This is a genomic window from Thalassolituus pacificus, from assembly GCF_025318105.1.
In the GTDB taxonomy this organism is placed as follows: Bacteria; Pseudomonadota; Gammaproteobacteria; order Pseudomonadales; family Oceanobacteraceae; genus Venatoribacter; species Venatoribacter pacificus.
Map to the genome: position 1 here is coordinate 218,825 of NZ_JAOANI010000014.1, position 16,524 is coordinate 235,348.

14 protein-coding genes and 1 pseudogene are annotated in these 16,524 nt (G+C 53.0%); 6 read left to right on the forward strand and 9 right to left on the reverse strand.

The genetic code is table 11. The features are described from left to right. Nucleotides 1–5: 5 nt before the first annotated feature. The 3 genes from NYR02_RS05715 to NYR02_RS05725 all read right to left on the reverse strand — a co-directional run bounded on the left by NYR02_RS05715 (nucleotide 6) and on the right by NYR02_RS05725 (nucleotide 5,778). Nucleotides 6–2,462, reverse strand: coding sequence for a fatty acid cis/trans isomerase (locus tag NYR02_RS05715; protein ID WP_260975422.1), 2,457 nt, complete (start codon nucleotides 2,460–2,462; stop codon nucleotides 6–8). Between the two features lie 138 nt (nucleotides 2,463–2,600). After that, complete coding sequence (locus NYR02_RS05720; protein WP_260975423.1) at nucleotides 2,601–3,269, reverse strand: glutathione S-transferase; 669 nt, start codon at nucleotides 3,267–3,269, stop codon at nucleotides 2,601–2,603. A 193-nt stretch (nucleotides 3,270–3,462) separates the two neighbouring features. Next, complete coding sequence (locus NYR02_RS05725) at nucleotides 3,463–5,778, reverse strand: methyl-accepting chemotaxis protein (RefSeq protein WP_260975424.1); 2,316 nt, start codon at nucleotides 5,776–5,778, stop codon at nucleotides 3,463–3,465. Nucleotides 5,779–5,899: 121 nt separating this feature from the next. Between NYR02_RS05725 and NYR02_RS05730 the strand changes: the two genes are divergently transcribed. Further along, nucleotides 5,900–6,130, forward strand: a complete 231-nt coding sequence (locus NYR02_RS05730; protein WP_260975425.1) for a hypothetical protein — start codon at nucleotides 5,900–5,902, stop codon at nucleotides 6,128–6,130. Nucleotides 6,131–6,202: 72 nt separating this feature from the next. On the opposite strand, the pseudogene NYR02_RS05735 reads toward NYR02_RS05730, so the two are convergent. The 4 genes and pseudogenes from NYR02_RS05735 to arsC all read right to left on the reverse strand — a co-directional run bounded on the left by NYR02_RS05735 (nucleotide 6,203) and on the right by arsC (nucleotide 7,987). After that, a pseudogene (locus NYR02_RS05735) lies at nucleotides 6,203–6,641 on the reverse strand (YtoQ family protein). A 16-nt stretch (nucleotides 6,642–6,657) separates the two neighbouring features. Continuing rightward, nucleotides 6,658–7,032 (reverse strand): DUF2069 domain-containing protein, encoded by a 375-nt coding sequence (locus NYR02_RS05740; RefSeq protein WP_260975426.1) that lies wholly within the window; start codon nucleotides 7,030–7,032, stop codon nucleotides 6,658–6,660. Further along, the gene (wrbA, locus tag NYR02_RS05745) at nucleotides 7,029–7,637 is read right to left on the reverse strand and encodes an NAD(P)H:quinone oxidoreductase (RefSeq protein ID WP_260975427.1); all 609 of its coding nucleotides are present in this window, start codon (nucleotides 7,635–7,637) and stop codon (nucleotides 7,029–7,031) included. Before wrbA ends, NYR02_RS05740 begins: the two co-directional genes overlap by 4 nt. Then, nucleotides 7,637–7,987 carry an arsenate reductase (glutaredoxin) gene (gene arsC / locus NYR02_RS05750; protein ID WP_260975428.1) on the reverse strand — a complete coding sequence of 117 codons (351 nt, stop codon included), beginning with the start codon at nucleotides 7,985–7,987 and terminating at the stop codon, nucleotides 7,637–7,639. Before arsC ends, wrbA begins: the two co-directional genes overlap by 1 nt. Before the next feature lie 199 nt (nucleotides 7,988–8,186). Between arsC and NYR02_RS05755 the strand changes: the two genes are divergently transcribed. The 5 genes from NYR02_RS05755 to NYR02_RS05775 all read left to right on the forward strand — a co-directional run bounded on the left by NYR02_RS05755 (nucleotide 8,187) and on the right by NYR02_RS05775 (nucleotide 13,573). Further along, on the forward strand, nucleotides 8,187–9,476 hold the full coding sequence (locus NYR02_RS05755; RefSeq protein ID WP_260975429.1) for a YihY family inner membrane protein: 1,290 nt from the start codon (nucleotides 8,187–8,189) through the stop codon (nucleotides 9,474–9,476). Nucleotides 9,477–9,544: 68 nt separating this feature from the next. Further along, entirely contained in the window at nucleotides 9,545–10,921 is a 1,377-nt protein-coding gene (locus NYR02_RS05760) for a DUF3422 family protein (protein ID WP_260975430.1), read from the forward strand. Between the two features lie 128 nt (nucleotides 10,922–11,049). After that, on the forward strand, nucleotides 11,050–11,757 hold the full coding sequence (locus NYR02_RS05765; RefSeq protein WP_260975431.1) for a hypothetical protein: 708 nt from the start codon (nucleotides 11,050–11,052) through the stop codon (nucleotides 11,755–11,757). Further along, nucleotides 11,732–12,589, forward strand: a complete 858-nt coding sequence (locus NYR02_RS05770) for a hypothetical protein (RefSeq protein ID WP_260975432.1) — start codon at nucleotides 11,732–11,734, stop codon at nucleotides 12,587–12,589. Before NYR02_RS05765 ends, NYR02_RS05770 begins: the two co-directional genes overlap by 26 nt. 237 nt (nucleotides 12,590–12,826) lie before the next feature. Next, nucleotides 12,827–13,573 (forward strand): hypothetical protein, encoded by a 747-nt coding sequence (locus NYR02_RS05775; RefSeq protein ID WP_260975433.1) that lies wholly within the window; start codon nucleotides 12,827–12,829, stop codon nucleotides 13,571–13,573. A gap of 44 nt (nucleotides 13,574–13,617) precedes the next feature. Here the strand turns inward: NYR02_RS05775 and NYR02_RS05780 are convergent, their stop codons facing one another. Both NYR02_RS05780 and NYR02_RS05785 read right to left on the reverse strand, forming a co-directional pair. Continuing rightward, nucleotides 13,618–14,049, reverse strand: coding sequence for a hypothetical protein (locus tag NYR02_RS05780; protein WP_260975434.1), 432 nt, complete (start codon nucleotides 14,047–14,049; stop codon nucleotides 13,618–13,620). 261 nt (nucleotides 14,050–14,310) lie between these two features. Beyond that, entirely contained in the window at nucleotides 14,311–16,212 is a 1,902-nt protein-coding gene (locus tag NYR02_RS05785) for a DUF885 domain-containing protein (protein ID WP_260975435.1), read from the reverse strand. Nucleotides 16,213–16,524 lie beyond the last annotated feature (312 nt).

The window sequence follows — 16,524 nt, forward strand, 5'->3', positions numbered from 1 at the left end:
GCAGCTTAGCGATTTTCCAGACGGTTATAATCCAGCAGTCCGGCATTCAGCGGATCATTGCGTAAATACCACTCATGCACCTGATCGCTGTGCGCCCAAAACTGTGCATCGGTGCGGCGCACAGCAAAACGGTCTGCCAGTTTTTCGTAATCGTCTTCGTCTTTCAGGCCCGCCACGGCACTGACAAAATCCTTCAGGCGGAATGACGAGACGCGGTAATACGCCGACGGATAGGCGCCGATAATACCGGGCACCAGAGTCAGATAATCTTCCTGCGGCAGACGGTTGTTTTCTTCATACAGCAGGCCGGTCAGATTGCTGTGACCGCTATTGCGCATCAGGGTAAATACCTGGCTGTCCCCTTGCATATTTTCCAGTAATAACAGCGATATTTCAGGCATCAATGTTGCCGCCTTTCCCTGAACACGGTTAATGCCATTAAGGGTATTCAGGTGTTGTGGCATCAGCTGACGGGCAAGGCTGTATTTCGTTTCCAAAACCGGCTGCAGGCGCTGGCGCAGTTTTTCGTACAACTCGGCCTGTGGATTCTGGCTGTGATATTCGATGGCCGGATCGGTCAGAATATGGTTCTGGTAGTTGACCAGGTGTTTTTTAACGCTGTCAGAAGCGTCGCGGTACCAGTAGTCGGCCAGACGCAGACGCTCTTTCTGCGGCAGCAGCGCAAGGAAATTGAATTCACCCTCCATGCGCAGAAAATCCATATACAGGCGGGTCATCAGCTGATGGCCGATATTGCCATAAACATCAAATTCAGCGACCAGCAGGTAATGAATGCGTTCCAGTAATGAATAATTAATCACCCACGCGGTTTTGGGATGCTGGCCGACCATACCTTTCACCACGGTAGAGCTGTCAAAATGGCGGAAAATAGTTAAAGCGGCATTAGGATTATGAATATTGCTATTCGCCGAATTTGAGTTGCTGTACACGCTGTCATTACCCGGCCAGATCAGGCTCAGGTCGACCGGTTGGCCATCCGGAAATTTTTCCCGCAGCGCGGCATTTTTGGCATCCAGGTATTCGTTGTGCAAACTGGAGTAACGTAACCAGTTGGCAATAATACCGGAGTTACTTTCCGCTTCGCCTGGCAGACGCAGGTTCTCACTCTGATCAATCAGAAATTGGCTGTAGCCTGCATCTTCCTGCATTTTCGGATCGACAAAAAATACCCAGAAATGATCGTCGATTACATTCAGAGCAACCTGACCGCGGCAGACAGGCCCTTTAATAAATCCGGTAATGATATATTCCGCTTCTTCCAGCATAAAGCGATAGCGGGCGTTGACCGGTAGCTGGGCAAAGGCAATAAACGGATTGGCAGCGGTTTCCGGCTTATAGTCGGGCAGTTGGTCAACGCTGTATTCCGGCTCGATAAACAGCGCTTTGATCCAGTCCATCCGTTCGTTATTCAGGCGGTAGGGCATATGGGTTTTGGCAACAACGCTGCTGCTGTCACGCAGCAGACGATAATAAACCCGCTTAACCTGAGGATCATCATATGGCCTGCGTGTTGCTACCGGACTGATCGGCAGGCCCGGAGGTGTGGCAGAGCGTACCAGTTTGAAAAAGTATTCAGGCCGTTTGTTGGGCTGCTGATTGCGGAATAATGGCTGCGGAGAAAAATACAGGCTGGCAAGAAACAAATGCTCGTAGATATAACGGCTGACCAGTTGCTGCTTTAAATTATCCTGATTCAGGAACGCTTCCCAGTGTTCAATTTCGGCCTGTAATGAATCTGGCAAGGGGAGATCGGCTGACAGTGCTGCACCGCTTTTAAGCCAGCCTGTGAGCTTTGAATATTCATCGTTACTGAGCGCTGGCAAAGCATACGGCATCCCCCAAAGCGGATGTTCATCGGCAAATTGGGCGAATTCTTCCTGGGTCGGACACTGTTGGCTGCGGTTCAGGCCCAGTTCAAAATCGTCATCGTCAAGAATTTTGTCTGCCGGCATCGGGTTGTTCGCTTTTAAAGCCAGCATTTGATACAGCACGCTGTTTTGCAGGTTAATGTCTGGCGTTTGGGAACGTTCATTGATAACCGGAAAAAAGTCTTTATTGCGCCATTGTTCAGTCGTTTGAGCATCAATGCCGAGACGCGTGGGCTCACTGGCCAGAATCCGGGTGCCGTCATATACCTTCGTTTTGTTGGCGCCACGCATAATGCCATCCGCAGACGATAATTTAAGCTGGCAGGGGGCGTCATAGCAGCCGTGGCAGACCACGCAGCGGTTTTCCAGAATGGGGCGTATTTCTTCACGATAGTGGCGTGCAGGTGCGCTGTTGACCTCGGCGCGGCGATCGCTAATGACGGTTTTGCCAAACAGTTCGTCAGCGTTGAAGCCAATGCCGGCGGTGGCGCAACCGGCAATAAGTAATGCCAACAGGCCGGGTTTAAGAAAGACAGACAGGCGTGGAAAGTGGCGTTGCAGAAAACCGGGCATAAGCACTCCAGAGGAAAAATCAGAACTGATTATAGCGGTGCCCGGCAAGGCATGACAGCCACGGCTAACAGCCCTGGCGGTCTGCCCTTGCTTTTAACGATTGTTTTCAGCGATTTTGATCAGCAGATTGTCTACTGCTCAGGCGTAATCGTAAGGTCCGCCTTTTTGCAGCGCGGTCTGGTAAGTGGGCAGTGCATGCACGCGTTTTACCCAGGCGCTGATATTCGGATAATCGTTGGCGGAACTGCCGCGGTTTAAGGCGGCTTCTAATGGAAAAATCAGCTGGAAATCGGCGCCGGTCATCTGCTCTCCGGCAAACCATGGGGTGCTGCCCAGGTGCTGCTCAATATAACGCAGGTTATTCAGCACATTGGGGCCAACGTAGCTCTGCATTACTTTATCGGCAATGCCACGGGCGATCGGCTTAATAAAAAATGGCATCGGGGCGGTTTTGATTTTATTGAAAATCAATGACATCACCATCAATGGCATCAGAGAGCCTTCGGCATAGTGCAGCCAGTATAGGTATTGCCAGTATGGCGCAGAACCTTCTTCCGGCAGGAAGCGCTCTTTACCATAATTGCGGATTAAATATTCGATAATCAGGCCGGATTCGGCAATGGTCTGCTCACCGTCGGTGATCACCGGCGATTTACCCAGTGGATGGATGGCTTTAAGGCTGGCGGGCGCCAGTGATGTTTTACTGTCACGTTCATAGCGTTTGATGTCGTAATCGACCCCCAGCTCTTCCAGTAACCAGATAATGCGTTGTGAGCGTGAATTATTCAGGTGATGCAGCGTGATCATGGGTGCTCCGTGGCGTCGTCGTTAAGAGTGTCCGCCTTAGAATGCAGATAAAGCCCGCGGTTGCGCAGAGTCATTTGTGCCAGACGGATATTTTTTAGCGCGAAGTGGATATGATCCAAAGAAGAGAGCAGCATTTTTTGCGTCGCACAGCAGCATGACCGCTGCACGACGGATAATGATGGTGCTCAGACAATCAGAATTTAAATTCCCCAATCTGATTACGGATAGTAACGGTAATGGTATCCAGATCGGTACTGGAATTCTGAATCATCGCCGTTGCATCCAGGATGTTATCGGACAGATCTTTTACGTGGGTAATATTGCGGCTGATTTCTGTGGTGACGCTGCTTTGTTCTTCGGCGGCGGTGGCAATCTGCGCGCTCATTTCTTCCATCTGATCAATCAGCGTTGATACTTCGTCCATTAATCGTGCGGTTCCTTCGACTTTATCCAGACTGTCGTCGGTGCCTTCCTGTGAGGTGCTCATGGCCTGTTGTGCGCTGCTGACACACTGTTGTAATGACTGAATCTTATTACGAATTTCTTCGGTACTTTGTGCGGTGCGGGAAGCCAGTGTTCGGACTTCATCGGCAACAACTGCAAAGCCCCGTCCTTGCTCACCGGCACGGGCAGCTTCAATGGCGGCGTTCAGCGCCAGCAGGTTGGTCTGCTCGGCGATGGTTTGAATCACATCCAGTACAGCACCAATGCCTTCGCTTTCTTGCGCCAGTTGCTCCATGCCAGCGATGGATTGGGTCATATTCTGCTGCAGTTTATTAATCGTGGTGCGGGCAGTGTTGGACATTTCATGGCTTTCTTTTACCCGGTTACGGGTAGTACGCATGTTCTCTGCCGCCAGTTCGGCATGCCCGGCGACTTCGCTGACGGAAGCGCTGACTTCGGTCGTGGCCGTGGCCGCTGAATTCACTTCTTCATTTTGTTGCATTACCTGGTCTGCGGTTTCGTTGCTGGCGGTCCGCAATTGTTGCGCATGGTGATTGAGGGTATCAGCCGTCTGCTGCATTTCACCGAAAAAGGATTGCAGCTGACGGAACAGTTGATTCAGTGCCTGGCCAAGTTGCACAAATTCCGCTGCCCCCTGTTCGCTGAACGTGGCATTGAGTTCACGGCGTTCAGCCACCTGACGGATACGGTTGACCACGTTGACAATCGGGCGGGTAACCCGGTTGCCGCTCCATATTCCTATCAGCGTCATCAGTGCAGCCATCACCACAACCAGAATAATGCTGTTGCGCATAAGGGTTGTGGTCATTGTGCTGACAGCGGCATAGGCCTCGTCACGATCAATTTCACTGATCAGCGCCCAGCGTGTGCCAACAAAGTCGATATAGGTATACGCCGACAGTACCGGCACATCACGGTAATCATCGATGGTGTGTACGCCACTTTCGCCCTGCAGCGCTTTTCTGACGGACGGGGTGTCCAGTGGTTGCAGACCAATGGAGGAATTACGCTGGTCGATTTCATTTAACAGTGTTTTGGGTAAGCCCGACTGCTGCAAGGCCTGCAGGTAAGCGGGTTTATCTTCAATCAAGAAGCGGCTCTGGCTGCGCGGTGTCAGGTCGTTACCGACCAGGTAGCTTTCACCGGAATGACCAAAACCAACTTCTGCCCAGCGGCTGTCGTTGGTCATAATGCCGTTAATTTTATCCACCGGCATCTGGAAAATAAGAACTCCGCTGCGTTTACCATCGGTGAAAATGGGAGTAGCGATAAAAGATGCCGGTGCATTGTAGGACGGCAGATACACGGCAAAATCGCTGAAAGCGACTTCACCCTCAGGCAATGCCATGGCTTTATTAAAGACAGCGGCAATGCCGCTGTCTTTGTAAGGCCCGGTGCGCAGCGATGTAGCAAAATCCAGCTCTTTGAATACAGAATAAATAATATGTCCGCTATCAGCATCAGCAATGAATACGTCGTAATAACCAAAGCGTTGCTGGAACTGGCGCAGATAGGGATGAATGGTGCGATGCAGTTCGTCGTATTCGGTGCCGTTGCCGAGGGCATCCAGCTCTGACTTGGCCCCCAATGGATGGCTGTTGCCGGAAATATACGCGCTTTGCAGGTAACGGGCGTTATCGCTCAGGCTGGCGTAAACCTGCTGCTGTGGCGAGTCTTTACCATCATTCAGTTGTGCGAAGGTGGCGTTGAAATCGTTGGCATAGTATTTCTTCAGCGGTTGTTCGTTTAGGGATTCGCCGTACTGTAACGGGTAATCAAAAAAAGCCGTTTTCAGCAGTACGCTGGCCTGTTGTATCAGCGGGCTGCTGCTCAGTGTGACCAGCTGCGACTCCAGCGTGGCCAGATAGCGTTCGATGCTGGCTTTGTTAAGATCGCGGCGACTTATGAGTGCTTGCATCACCTGTGCGTCGGCACCTTCCTGAGCTGTACTGATGGATGTCTGACTGCCAACCAGTGCCGTGAGAATGACCGCGCAGAGCGTACTGGCGACGATGGTCAGAATCAGCTGGTTTTTGATATTCATAGACAGGTCCATATTCAGGCTTTGTTATACAGCGTAGAATAGTCGCCAGTTATTTTCGGGAAATATCTCGATAATTTCATGCCATCATGTGGTCATTTAGTATTAAAACCGGAGTAACACAATGGAACGAACCGAACGCGATTTTTACGCACGTGATAAAGAAGATCAGGATGCTTTCCTGAGCCAGACCTGGTGTAACAACTGTATGGAAGCCGACCTGGGCATGGTTGAGCCGGTGGAGTTTGAGCAGGAAGGTGTGATCTTTATCGAAGGCAAGTGCGCTAAATGTGGCGAATCCGTAACCACTGAGATTGCGGATGACAGTACCGACGGTGATTGGGACGACGAATAATCGTTCTTACCGCGGGAGCCTGTAGCAGGCTCCCGGGCTTTATTGCTGCAGCGCTATCGGTATTTGGGCCGATCAGCTGTCGCGGTTGATATAACGCAGAATCTCCACCACCTGCAGAGGTGTTTCACACACCGCCAGTGCGGCGGCATCCACTTCTTTCAGCGGGTGAGTCAGGGCCGGGTCGTGTTGCACGATCAGCGATTTCCGCAGCGTAGCCTGCATCAAAGGCGGCATTCCATTGTTTGTATTGATCACCAAAACGCACCACCACAATATCCGCTTCAGCCATCAGCTTGCGGGTGCGCAGGGCGTTGATTTTGGCGGCTTTATGATCTTTCCAGAAGGCCTTTTCTTCGGCGCCCAGAATCTGGTCGCCACAGTCGTCGCTGGCGCCATGGTTGGTATTTGGCCCGGTCAGTTCAACGTCCAGCCCGGCGTCTTTAACGCCACGGGCAATCTCTTCACGCCAGCCGGTGTGAATTTCGCCGGATAAATACACGGTCAGTTTCATGGTTATGCATTCCTTATTATTCGTGAGCGGTCTTAGTTGCAGAGTTGATGGCAGCAGCATCGGCTTTAGCCCAGCGGGTATAGAGCATGCTGCTGAGAAACAACACGATGCACAGACTGGCGGCGACAATGGAGCCCAGCCCGACCAGAATGGCGAAGCTCAGAATCGACAGATAAGACAGCCAGGCCGCCGCTTTGTGTGAGCGCTTGATCAGGCCGGGAATAAACAGCAGGAAGGGCAGAATTTTAATCAGCCACCAGAGTACACCAACGGCGTAATTTGCCGAGCCTTCGCTACCAGCCGGGGCGTTGCTCAGGGTGCCGTACAGTAGCACCAGCAGAATCGCCAGATAGCTGGCCAACATAATGCGGTATGCATTTAAGGTTTTCATACTGTGGCCTCCGCCAGCGCTTTGGCCAGGGATGCAATGCGTTGTCCCTGTGCCTGACAGAGCTGGCTTTCCGCCGTACTCAGGTCGTTATTGTTATCGGCACCGGCCCAGTGGCTGGCACCATAAGGCGTACCACCGCTCTGGGTATTCAGCAGGGCCGCTTCACTGTAAGGAATACCGGCAAACACCATACCGTGATGCAACAGTGGCAGCGCCATGCTCAGCAGGGTACTTTCCTGGCCGCCATGCAATGACGAGCTGGAGGTAAACACCCCGGCCGGTTTGTTGATCAGGGCACCGGTCAGCCACAGTGGGCTGGTGCCGTCGAGGAAGAACTTCAGCGGTGCCGCCATGTTGCCGAAGCGGGTCGGACTGCCGAGCAGCAGCCCGGCGCAGTGCTTCAGGTCATCGGCGCTGCAGTACACCGCGCCGCTGTCCGGTACCGCTGGCAGGCTGGCGTCGGTATTGGCCGAGACTTCCGGCACGGTGCGCAGGCGTGCTTCCATGCCGCTGACTTTTTCAATGCCGCGTGCCATCTGCTGCGCCATGCGCTCCGTTTTACCATGACGGCTGTAATACAGCACCAGAACGTAAGGCTGAGCCATTACAGAATCTCCAGAACCTGTTGTGGCGGACGACCAATGCGCGCCTGCGAACCGTTAATCACAATCGGGCGCTCAATCAGCTTTGGGTGTGCGCACATGGCGGCAATGATGTCATCGTCGCTGAGGTTCAGGTTGTCGAGACCGGCTTCTTTGTATTCGGCTTCTTTTGTGCGCAGCAGGTCGCGCGCGCCGATGCCCAGTTTGCTCAGTACGCTTTTCAGTTCTGCGGCGGAAGGGACATCCTTGAGATATTCGATCACGCCGGGCTCGATACCCAGCTCCTGCAGCAGTGCCAGGGTTTCGCGGGATTTGGAACAGCGAGGATTGTGATAGATCTGTATTTCGCTCATGCTTTACGTTGTCCTCTGTCAGTGGTGCCGGACGTTCACGGGCAACCAGTGGATAGCATCTGAGTACGATGCCTGTGTAGGCCGATATTTTAATGGCCGACATCTTAACAAAGGATGCCGCCCGGAAGGAAAAGCTTGCGTAAAAAGGCGCTGTTTTTATGTCTGGCGGCATTGTATTTCTACGATCAGGAACTTGTGTATGACATTCAGCGGGCAGGACTCTGCGGCCATCATTACGCCTGTGCGCCGTCTCTGGCGGCGCTTGCGTCTGACTGGCCGGGTGTTATGGCAGACGCTCAAACGCTTTGAGGGCGAAGAGCGACGTCGTGATGCCGCCGCCTTAACTTACACCACACTGTTTGCGCTGGTGCCGGTAATCACAGTGACCTACGCCATTCTCAGCGCGATTCCGGAATTGCAAAGCTGGGGCGATCAGGCCCACGGGGAGCTTCTGGCTTATGTTATGCCAGAGGGCAGCGAAACCATTTCGGCCTATTTAGTACAGTTCAGCCAGCAGGCACGCAAGCTGACCTGGGTCGGTGTGGCCTTTCTGTTTGTTACTGCTTTTATGCTGCTGCGTACCATCGAGATGCAGTTCAACCGTATCTGGAATGTCGACAAACCGCGTTCCGGGTTGCAAACCTTCTTCCGCTATTGGGCGGTACTCAGTCTTGGCCCGCTGTTGTTTGGTGCTGCCTTTGCCGCCAGCTCGCTGCTGGCGGCATTGCCATTATGGCAGGATACCGTCACCGATCAGATTGCTTTGCCGGTGCGCTTGCTGCCCTGGCTGCTGAGCAGCGGGGCGATTTGTGCGCTGTATATGCTGGTGCCCAATTGCCGGGTGCCTTGGCGCAATGCGCTGTTGGCTGCGGTGCTGGTGGCCACGGTATTTGAAGCGGGCAAGTTCCTGTTTGCCAAAGCGGTGGGGTTATTTCCGTCGTATCAGCTTATTTACGGGGCTTTTGCGGCGGTGCCTTTGTTTTTGCTGTGGATTTATCTGGCCTGGATGTTATTGCTGCTGGGCGCGGAGCTGAGTTACAGCCTGAGCCATGTCCGCAGCCAGAAGCGTCGCCTGCCAGCACTATGGCAGCGATTACTGTTGCTGCAGACGTTATGGCAGGAGCAACAGTCGGGTCGTTTACCGGATGAAGCGCGCTTGTGTCGGCAGGCTCGGGACTTGCCTCCGGCAGATGTCGGACGTTTGTTGCAGGAGTTTCAGCAGCAGGGCTGGGCAACTCAAACCCAGGACCAGCATTGGGTATGGGTGGCCGATCTGCATAGTCTGAAGCTGGAGCAGTTTTTTCAATCGCTGACCTTGCACGAATTACAGCAGCCGTTACCTGACAATATTGCAGCTTCTGCTTTTACGGCGTTGCAGAGCTGGCAACAACAGTGGCTGGCTCAGCGGCGCGAAGCGTTGAGTATGCCGTTGAGTGAATTGTTGCCGGCAGCGGCCACGGTTGTTGGAAAAGAGCGCGAACAGGCCTGAACAGTCGCATCTGTGCGTCTGCTTGGGTAGAATCCGCGCACTTTTATAGCAGGCAGCGGGATGGAATTATGAAACACGCCTTAACGGATCAGGCACCGGACATCGCCGCACCTTCGGTCGCTCTGAAGGTGCATCCATGGCGTTCGGCTTTGTATGAAGAGCTGCATAACCGTCCTTCACCCATCATCGAAGGCAGCTGTCACGTTGCTCATTTCACTGTTCTGCTGAACGATAACCGCGAAGATCTGCATGCCCATGTGGTCGATCTTTGCCGGCGTTTCAGCGTGCCCGCACCAGCACCGGAATCGTCCTGCCTGTATCAGGATTTTGGTGGTTTTGAGCTGCGCTGGGAGCGCCATCTGGAGTTTGCCAACTTCACCTTTATCTGTCCCGATGTGGAGCCTTTCTCTGCCGATGCACTGAGCTTTGTGCCCAAAGACTGGCTGGCGGCGATGCCCGGTGAGCTGGTGGTGGCGGTGAATCTGGCCCTGGTCGACAGCCTGCCGGACGATAAGCAGATCCAGCGCTGGTTTGAAGGACAGCGCGTATCCGGCGCCTGGGTGGCCGATGATAAAGCCCAGGTATGGACCGCGTTTAAACTGCATTCTGATGGCTTTGGCCGCATTGTGGTGTGCAATAAAGGCGCGGCAACCACGACGCAGCAATTGACGCCGTATCAGACCGGGCGTCTGGTGCAGCGTTTATTTGAGCTGGAAACCTACCGCCTGATGTCATTAATGGCGCTGCCGATTGCACGCCAGATGGGCGGCGAATTAAGCCGTATTGAAGACAGTCTGGCGACGCTGAATCAGAGTATTTCCGATATTGATGCCGGTAAAGATGAGCGTGTCCTGCTGCAGGAATTGTCACAACTGGCGGCCGAAGTGGAACGTCACCGTTCCAACACCAACTTCCGTTTTTCGGCGGCCGTGGCCTACCACGATCTGGTGCGTGACCGCCTGCGCCAGCTGAAAGAAAGCCCAATAGAAGGCATGCAGAGCCTGCGTGAATTTCTTGAGCGGCGTCTGACGCCGGGTATTAAAACCTGTAATTCGGTACGTGACCGGCTGGAAGATTTATCGCGCCGCATCAACCGCACCACCAGTCTGTTACGCACCCGTGTCGACCTGTCGATTCAGGAGCAGAACCAGCATCTGCTGTCGTCGATGAACCGCCGCAGTCAGTTGCAGTTGCGGTTACAGCAAACGGTGGAAGGGTTATCGGTGGTGGCCATCGGTTACTACATTCTGGCCTTGCTCGGCATTGCTTTTACCGCCCTGAAAGCGGCGGGGCTGAATATCAACAGCGATCTGCTGAAAGGTATTGCCTTACCGGTCGTTCTGGCTGCGGTGTACTGGGGCGTACACAGTCTGCGTCAGCATATTACCCGTCGTGCCCGTGAACCCGGTGCGGCTCAGGAAGCGGATGGCCAAAAGGAAAAGTAACGGCAAAAAGCTGACGCTAAGCGGCGAGTGATTGCCGCTTTTGTTTATAAATTATTGATTATTAATAGGATTATTCGTCTGGCCTGGTAATTGCTCCTTTCTTTCCAGTCTCTTTGGGAGGATGTCAGGTGGATATCAATAATTCCTCGTCCGGTTATCAGAACCTGCTGGCGATGTTGGGTAAAAGCGTTGCTTCAACAACCGATGCACTGAACGGCGACAGCAGCCAGGCGGCTGCAAGCCGTGAGGCCGCGGCGACCGGCTCAGCCACGCCTGCGGCGAATCGTGTAACGACCGACAGCAGTGATAAAGTCTCTTTTTCCTACCGTGCGGAAAAACTCAGCCGCATCAGTGCGGAGTTTTTTTCCGGCACCATCAATTCCAGCCAGATTCCGGCGCTGACCCAGCGTCTTTATGAAGATGGTTTTTTATCCAATGGTGATTTTCAGGCGCTGGGTGGGCAAACGCAGCAAGTGTCTGCCATTGCCGAGGCATCCAATTTTCTCAACAGTTTTATTCTGAACGAAGCGGTGGACGGTGACAGCGAAGCCGCCAAATCATTACTCAATGTTGTCGATGTGATTGGCCGCATGGATGAAAGTGCCACACCGGCTCAGCGTCGCGCCGAAACCGAAGCGTATGAGTTCGTCGCCAACTACACTGATCTTTTGAAAGAAGTGGATGCGCCAGCCGATGTTATTGAAGGCTTTGATAACGTCCTCAATGTTCTGACCGCACTGGATAAAGTCCGTAAAAATGAACAATCGACAGGCGCACTGGCCAGTTATGCCAGCGTTCAGGATGCATATAATGACCTTTATACCGATGATGACTGATGTACGTAAAATCGGCGCACTGCTGGCTGCGTGCTTATGCAGCTGTGCCGCCGTGGCAGATGGTTTGTATTGGGCGAACGAAGGCCCGGCGACACCGGACAGCGGTGCAGGAACTGAATTTGGCCGCAGCGAGCTGAGTCTGACACTGCCGCTGGAACGTAAGACACGTGGTGCAGAGCAGGTCAGTTCGTCGTTCCATCTGGATATGAGCAAGTTCCGCTGGACTGGTACCACCGCCTTGCAGAACGATTATTTCTGGATGTCTTTGCCACTGGAATATCGTCAGAAGCGTGGCAAAAGCGCAGAGTTTTTATTACGCGCAGAACCCGGTTTTATGACCGATTTAAATGTGCTCGACAGCGAGAGCCTGGCGATGAATGCCGATCTGATTGGCCGGATTTATCGTCGCAGCGGTGCTTTCTGGCAGTTCGGTATCACCGTTAATCGTGAATTCGGCGATTTTAATCCACGCCCGGTCATTGCCATGGCCGCTAAGCCAACGCGCGATACCGAAGTATTATTGGGGTTTCCGCGAACCAGAATTCAGACGCGCTGGAGCAATGATTTATCGTCCTATGTGCATTTGCGTCCGGCTGGTGGCGTCTGGGTCGAAGAAGTCAAAGGCCAGACCGGTACGTTTAAGGCTAATTACACCAACTGGAAGCTGGGGTTTGGTGGCGAGTTTCATTGGCGTGGTGCGTTATGGCTGACCGCAGAGCTGGGCCAGATGCGTCATCGGCGTATTGTGGCCACAGACACGACCGGTGTGGTGGTTAAAGCCACACCGGCCGATGACCGCTACTGGCAGGCCGGTATCGAATTGCGTTACTGATGCTGGCGCTCAGACCGCTGTGAAGAAGCCCGGATTTCCGGGCTTTTTTGTATTTGCCAGATGGTGGCAGCAGGGAAGGTTGATCAGCCAGAGCTGTTTACAGAGGGGCGCACTCTGTTTTTCTGCCGCATGCTGGCCACTGGTTTATCGTCGTGTGTCTGTTATTGTCGCGCCTTTGTTATTGTCGCGCGTTGTCAGATCTTTTAATCATGACGCTGCATCTGCTCAGGAAAAAATATGGATAATAATGTGCAAAAAAACGGAACGACGTCCTGGCTGAATAAGCATGGGCGTTCGCTGCTGGTGGTGCTCATTCTGATGATGTTATTTCTGCATTTTGTCGTGGGTTTTCATCATATTCCGACCCACTGGGAAAGTTTCCGGATTAACGTGCTGCATCTGGGCGGAGAAGAATTTGCGGATCTGGATGATGTACAGGAAGCCACAAGCGAAGATAGCGAAGTGAATTCTGCCTGGGCTGAACATTCGGCATCTGCCCAGGATTTTACCATGGCTGTTGATGCAGCCGAGGTTCGCTATCCATTCGATATCAACAAGATTACCGACCCTGAACGTAAAGCTGCAGAACAGAAGGCCATCCGGGCGGAACACTTTGAACGGCTTGAAATCGCGGATGATTATCCCATTGATGAAAATGCCCAGAGCGGACTGATCCATCTGACTGAGGGTTTATTGCTGGATGTGATCCGTGAACAGGGGTTAACCATCAGAGTGGGAACCTGCTACAACAATCCCGCAACGGACGGTAACTATCGCTGTATCAGTTGTATGGTATTGCTCTACGACGATACGATTAACCGCTACCAGGAAGCCCCTGAAGGTATTAACTTTATGAAACCAGCTTACGATTTTTGCCGGCCGTCAGAAGGTGCGTTATGGCAGGCAAGGGATCTGACGATGAATATTCCCTACGACTATGCATTATTTAAACGTTACAGCGTGAAAGATAAAGAGCGGCAATAACGCCGCTCTTTTTTATTGTCCGGAGAGTGCCTGTAGCACACGTCTCAGCGCAGAAACAGTGCCGCTGAGTCGTCGTTAAAATAAAAGGTATTCAGCAGCCATTTATCTTTCGGTTTATAAAAAATAAAATGCCAGGTCATCAGGTGACGTTCAAATTTTTGCAAGAATATATATTTGACCAGCGTGTCACCGATCAGCTCTTTGGAGACAAAGTCGTACCCTAACGATTTCCCATAGTGCTGATCCATGACCGGCAACTGCGTGCTGACATTATTCATCTGCGCGTTAAATTCCGACTCTGAAAACATAACATAAGGTTTTAACAGGGCCAGGCCTTTGAGCATGGCGTTATTGCCGACATCGGTCATGACCGCTTCAGCCAGTTCTTTAGTTTTTTCTATCGATGCCAGCGATTTGGCGTCGGCGAACACCGGCAATGGCAGTATCGCCAGAAGTACGAATAACAGTCTTGTCATGGTTGTATCCCTGTAGATTAAGTCCGGAGAATATATAACGTTTATCTGGCGTCAGCGCAGAAGAATGCATGGGGGTTTGACATCGGCGGGAGCAGATGAAGAAGACCTGACGCATTCCTTTGCCTGATGCAGGCTAATGCAGCACCGGCAGAGAAACAATCGACAGTATTGGACGTTGAGTCGCTCTGGCCTGAAAGGACAGAGGTAGTGAGGCGGTGAGCGGCGGCATGCCCGTGCGCGATGCCGTCGCCGGTTCTGACGTTATTCGGTAGTCATGACTGAAGCGGTTGTTACCTCTGTGCTGTCAGTCTTCGTTGCTGTTGTGGATTCTTTGATGATGGGTTTCGCCGTTGCAGCAACACTGGCGGCGCGTTTTTGCTGTTTGGCCCAGCGGATCATCCATTCCTGCAGCACATCCAGTGGCAGTGCGCCCTGACTGAGAATCGCGGAATGAAAATCGGCCAGATCGAAGCGGCTGCCAAGAATGTCTTTCACCTGTTGGCGGATGGAGAGAATGCGTAATTCGCCCATTTTGTAAGAGGTGGCCTGACCTGGCATCACCAGGTAGCGGTTCACTGCAGCCTCGCTGTCGGCACGGGAAAACGGCGTATTTTCCAGGCGGAAACTGATGGCCTGTTCACGGCTCCAGCCTTTGGCGTGCAGTCCGGTATCCAGTACCAGGCGCATGGCGCGCCACAGTTCCATAATCAGGCGGCCGTATTCTTCTTCTGCCGATTCGTAAGCGCCCATCTCGGCGGCCAGTTTTTCAGCATACAGTGCCCAGCCTTCGCTGAAGGCGCTGTAACCGAGATTACGGCGGAAATCCGGCAGCTGTTCGTTTTCCTGAGTTAATGCAATCTGCATATGGTGGCCGGGCAGGGCTTCGTGAAAAGCGAGAGCCGCCAGACGATAACGCGGCAGGTCGTTCATACGCGCCGGATTCACGTAATAAATGCCCGGACGGGTGCCGTCCATCGAGGGCGCTTCATAAAAGGCAATCGGTGCATTGCTCTGGCGGTAATCTTCTACCGCTTTGACTACGATCGGGCTGACCGGCAGACGGGTGAAAAAGTAGGGCAGACGTTCGGCCATTTGCCGCACTTTATTCTTTTGATAACCCAGAAATTCATCGCGGCCCTGCTGATCATCCGGGAAGCGATAACTGCGTTCTTCCATCCACTGAAAAAAAGCAGGCAGCTGATTCTGACCATGACTGTCGGCGGGCTGATAACCGAGCGCTGGCATCAGGGCAATAATGGCCTGTTGAATGCGGGTAACTTCGGCCAGACCGAGCTGGTGGATATGGTCAGCATCAAACTGGCTGTTGGTGTAGTGGGCCAGTAGCAGTTGGTAGTAACGCAGGCCATCGGTGAGATTCAGTGCCGCCTGATGCTGTGGGGCACGTTGCTTCTGTTCGCGTACCAGCGCCAGAATATTGCGGTAGGCCGGTAATACATCCTGCAGCAAGGCCGAACGTGCTTTGCGTTCGAGTAATTTACGGCTGGATGGATACAGATTCAGCTGGTCGAGTTTGTTGTTGAAGTCGGCCCATAAGGGCGAGGCGTCAGGGCCGTTATCGAATGGAATGCCGCTGATAATGGCTTCAATGCTGCTTTCAACCGCCGGATACACAAACGCCGGTGGAATAATCCCGTCTTCCTCGGCACTGCGGATATTTTCACTCCAGCGTTTGAACAGCGCCGGGACGGCTTCCATGCGGCTGATGTAATCGCGGGCTTCGGGAACACTGCTGATCGGGTGGTTGTTGATTAATACATCGACCACCAGAGTATGCCAGCCGCCCATTTGGCTGAACGCGTATTGATGATGCTCAAACGGCACCATTAACAGATTAAATTCCAGATCGGATAACAGCGTGCGGTAGCTGGCCTGATGATCGGCCGACAACGCTTCTTCATCAATGGCATGCAGACGGCTGCGCAGATTCTGATAAAACGCCACCTGCTGCTCGCTGGCTTCAGGGGAGATGTCGTCCCACTCAAACTGGCCACTGATTCCTAACCGGCTGCGCAAAACCGGGCTTTGTTCAACCGCAAACTGATAATATTCGTCGAACAGTTCATCGGCGGCCGCATTCGCCTGTTGTTGCTGTTCCTGGCTGTAGACCGGTGCCTGCTCACCATTATTGTGGGTTGGCAGCATGGCCTGGCAGCCACTGAGGACCAGCAGGCAGGAAAGGGTGACAGGGCGGAGTAACGAATTTATCAACACAGGTTCTGACTCTGAAAAATGGCGCGGCCGAGTGTAACAGCCGGGAGGTAAAGGTTTAAAGGGTGCGGCGGCATTCACAGCATAGGGAGGTTGTGTGCGTCGTGTTACTCTAGGGCCTGTCGACACTAAGTAAATCCGGCCTGCTGAGAGCCAGTTTTGCTCAGAACAAGGAGTGAGGAGGGATATTAACGGGTTAAATGAATGACGAACGACGATGTTAATGGGGAAAACTGGCCTCAGCCC

Coding starts and splice junctions, on each gene's coding strand:
- NYR02_RS05730 (WP_260975425.1), top strand. CDS start 5,900: ATGGAACGAACCGAACGCGATTTTTACGCACGTGATAAAGAAGATCAG.
- NYR02_RS05770 (WP_260975432.1), top strand. CDS start 11,732: ATGACCTTTATACCGATGATGACTGATGTACGTAAAATCGGCGCACTG.
- wrbA (WP_260975427.1), bottom strand. CDS start 7,637: ATGGCTCAGCCTTACGTTCTGGTGCTGTATTACAGCCGTCATGGTAAA.
- NYR02_RS05775 (WP_260975433.1), top strand. CDS start 12,827: ATGGATAATAATGTGCAAAAAAACGGAACGACGTCCTGGCTGAATAAG.
- NYR02_RS05785 (WP_260975435.1), bottom strand. CDS start 16,212: ATGCTGCCAACCCACAATAATGGTGAGCAGGCACCGGTCTACAGCCAG.
- NYR02_RS05740 (WP_260975426.1), bottom strand. CDS start 7,032: ATGAAAACCTTAAATGCATACCGCATTATGTTGGCCAGCTATCTGGCG.
- arsC (WP_260975428.1), bottom strand. CDS start 7,987: ATGAGCGAAATACAGATCTATCACAATCCTCGCTGTTCCAAATCCCGC.
- NYR02_RS05725 (WP_260975424.1), bottom strand. CDS start 5,778: ATGAATATCAAAAACCAGCTGATTCTGACCATCGTCGCCAGTACGCTC.
- NYR02_RS05780 (WP_260975434.1), bottom strand. CDS start 14,049: ATGACAAGACTGTTATTCGTACTTCTGGCGATACTGCCATTGCCGGTG.
- NYR02_RS05760 (WP_260975430.1), top strand. CDS start 9,545: ATGAAACACGCCTTAACGGATCAGGCACCGGACATCGCCGCACCTTCG.
- NYR02_RS05755 (WP_260975429.1), top strand. CDS start 8,187: ATGACATTCAGCGGGCAGGACTCTGCGGCCATCATTACGCCTGTGCGC.
- NYR02_RS05715 (WP_260975422.1), bottom strand. CDS start 2,462: ATGCCCGGTTTTCTGCAACGCCACTTTCCACGCCTGTCTGTCTTTCTT.
- NYR02_RS05720 (WP_260975423.1), bottom strand. CDS start 3,269: ATGATCACGCTGCATCACCTGAATAATTCACGCTCACAACGCATTATC.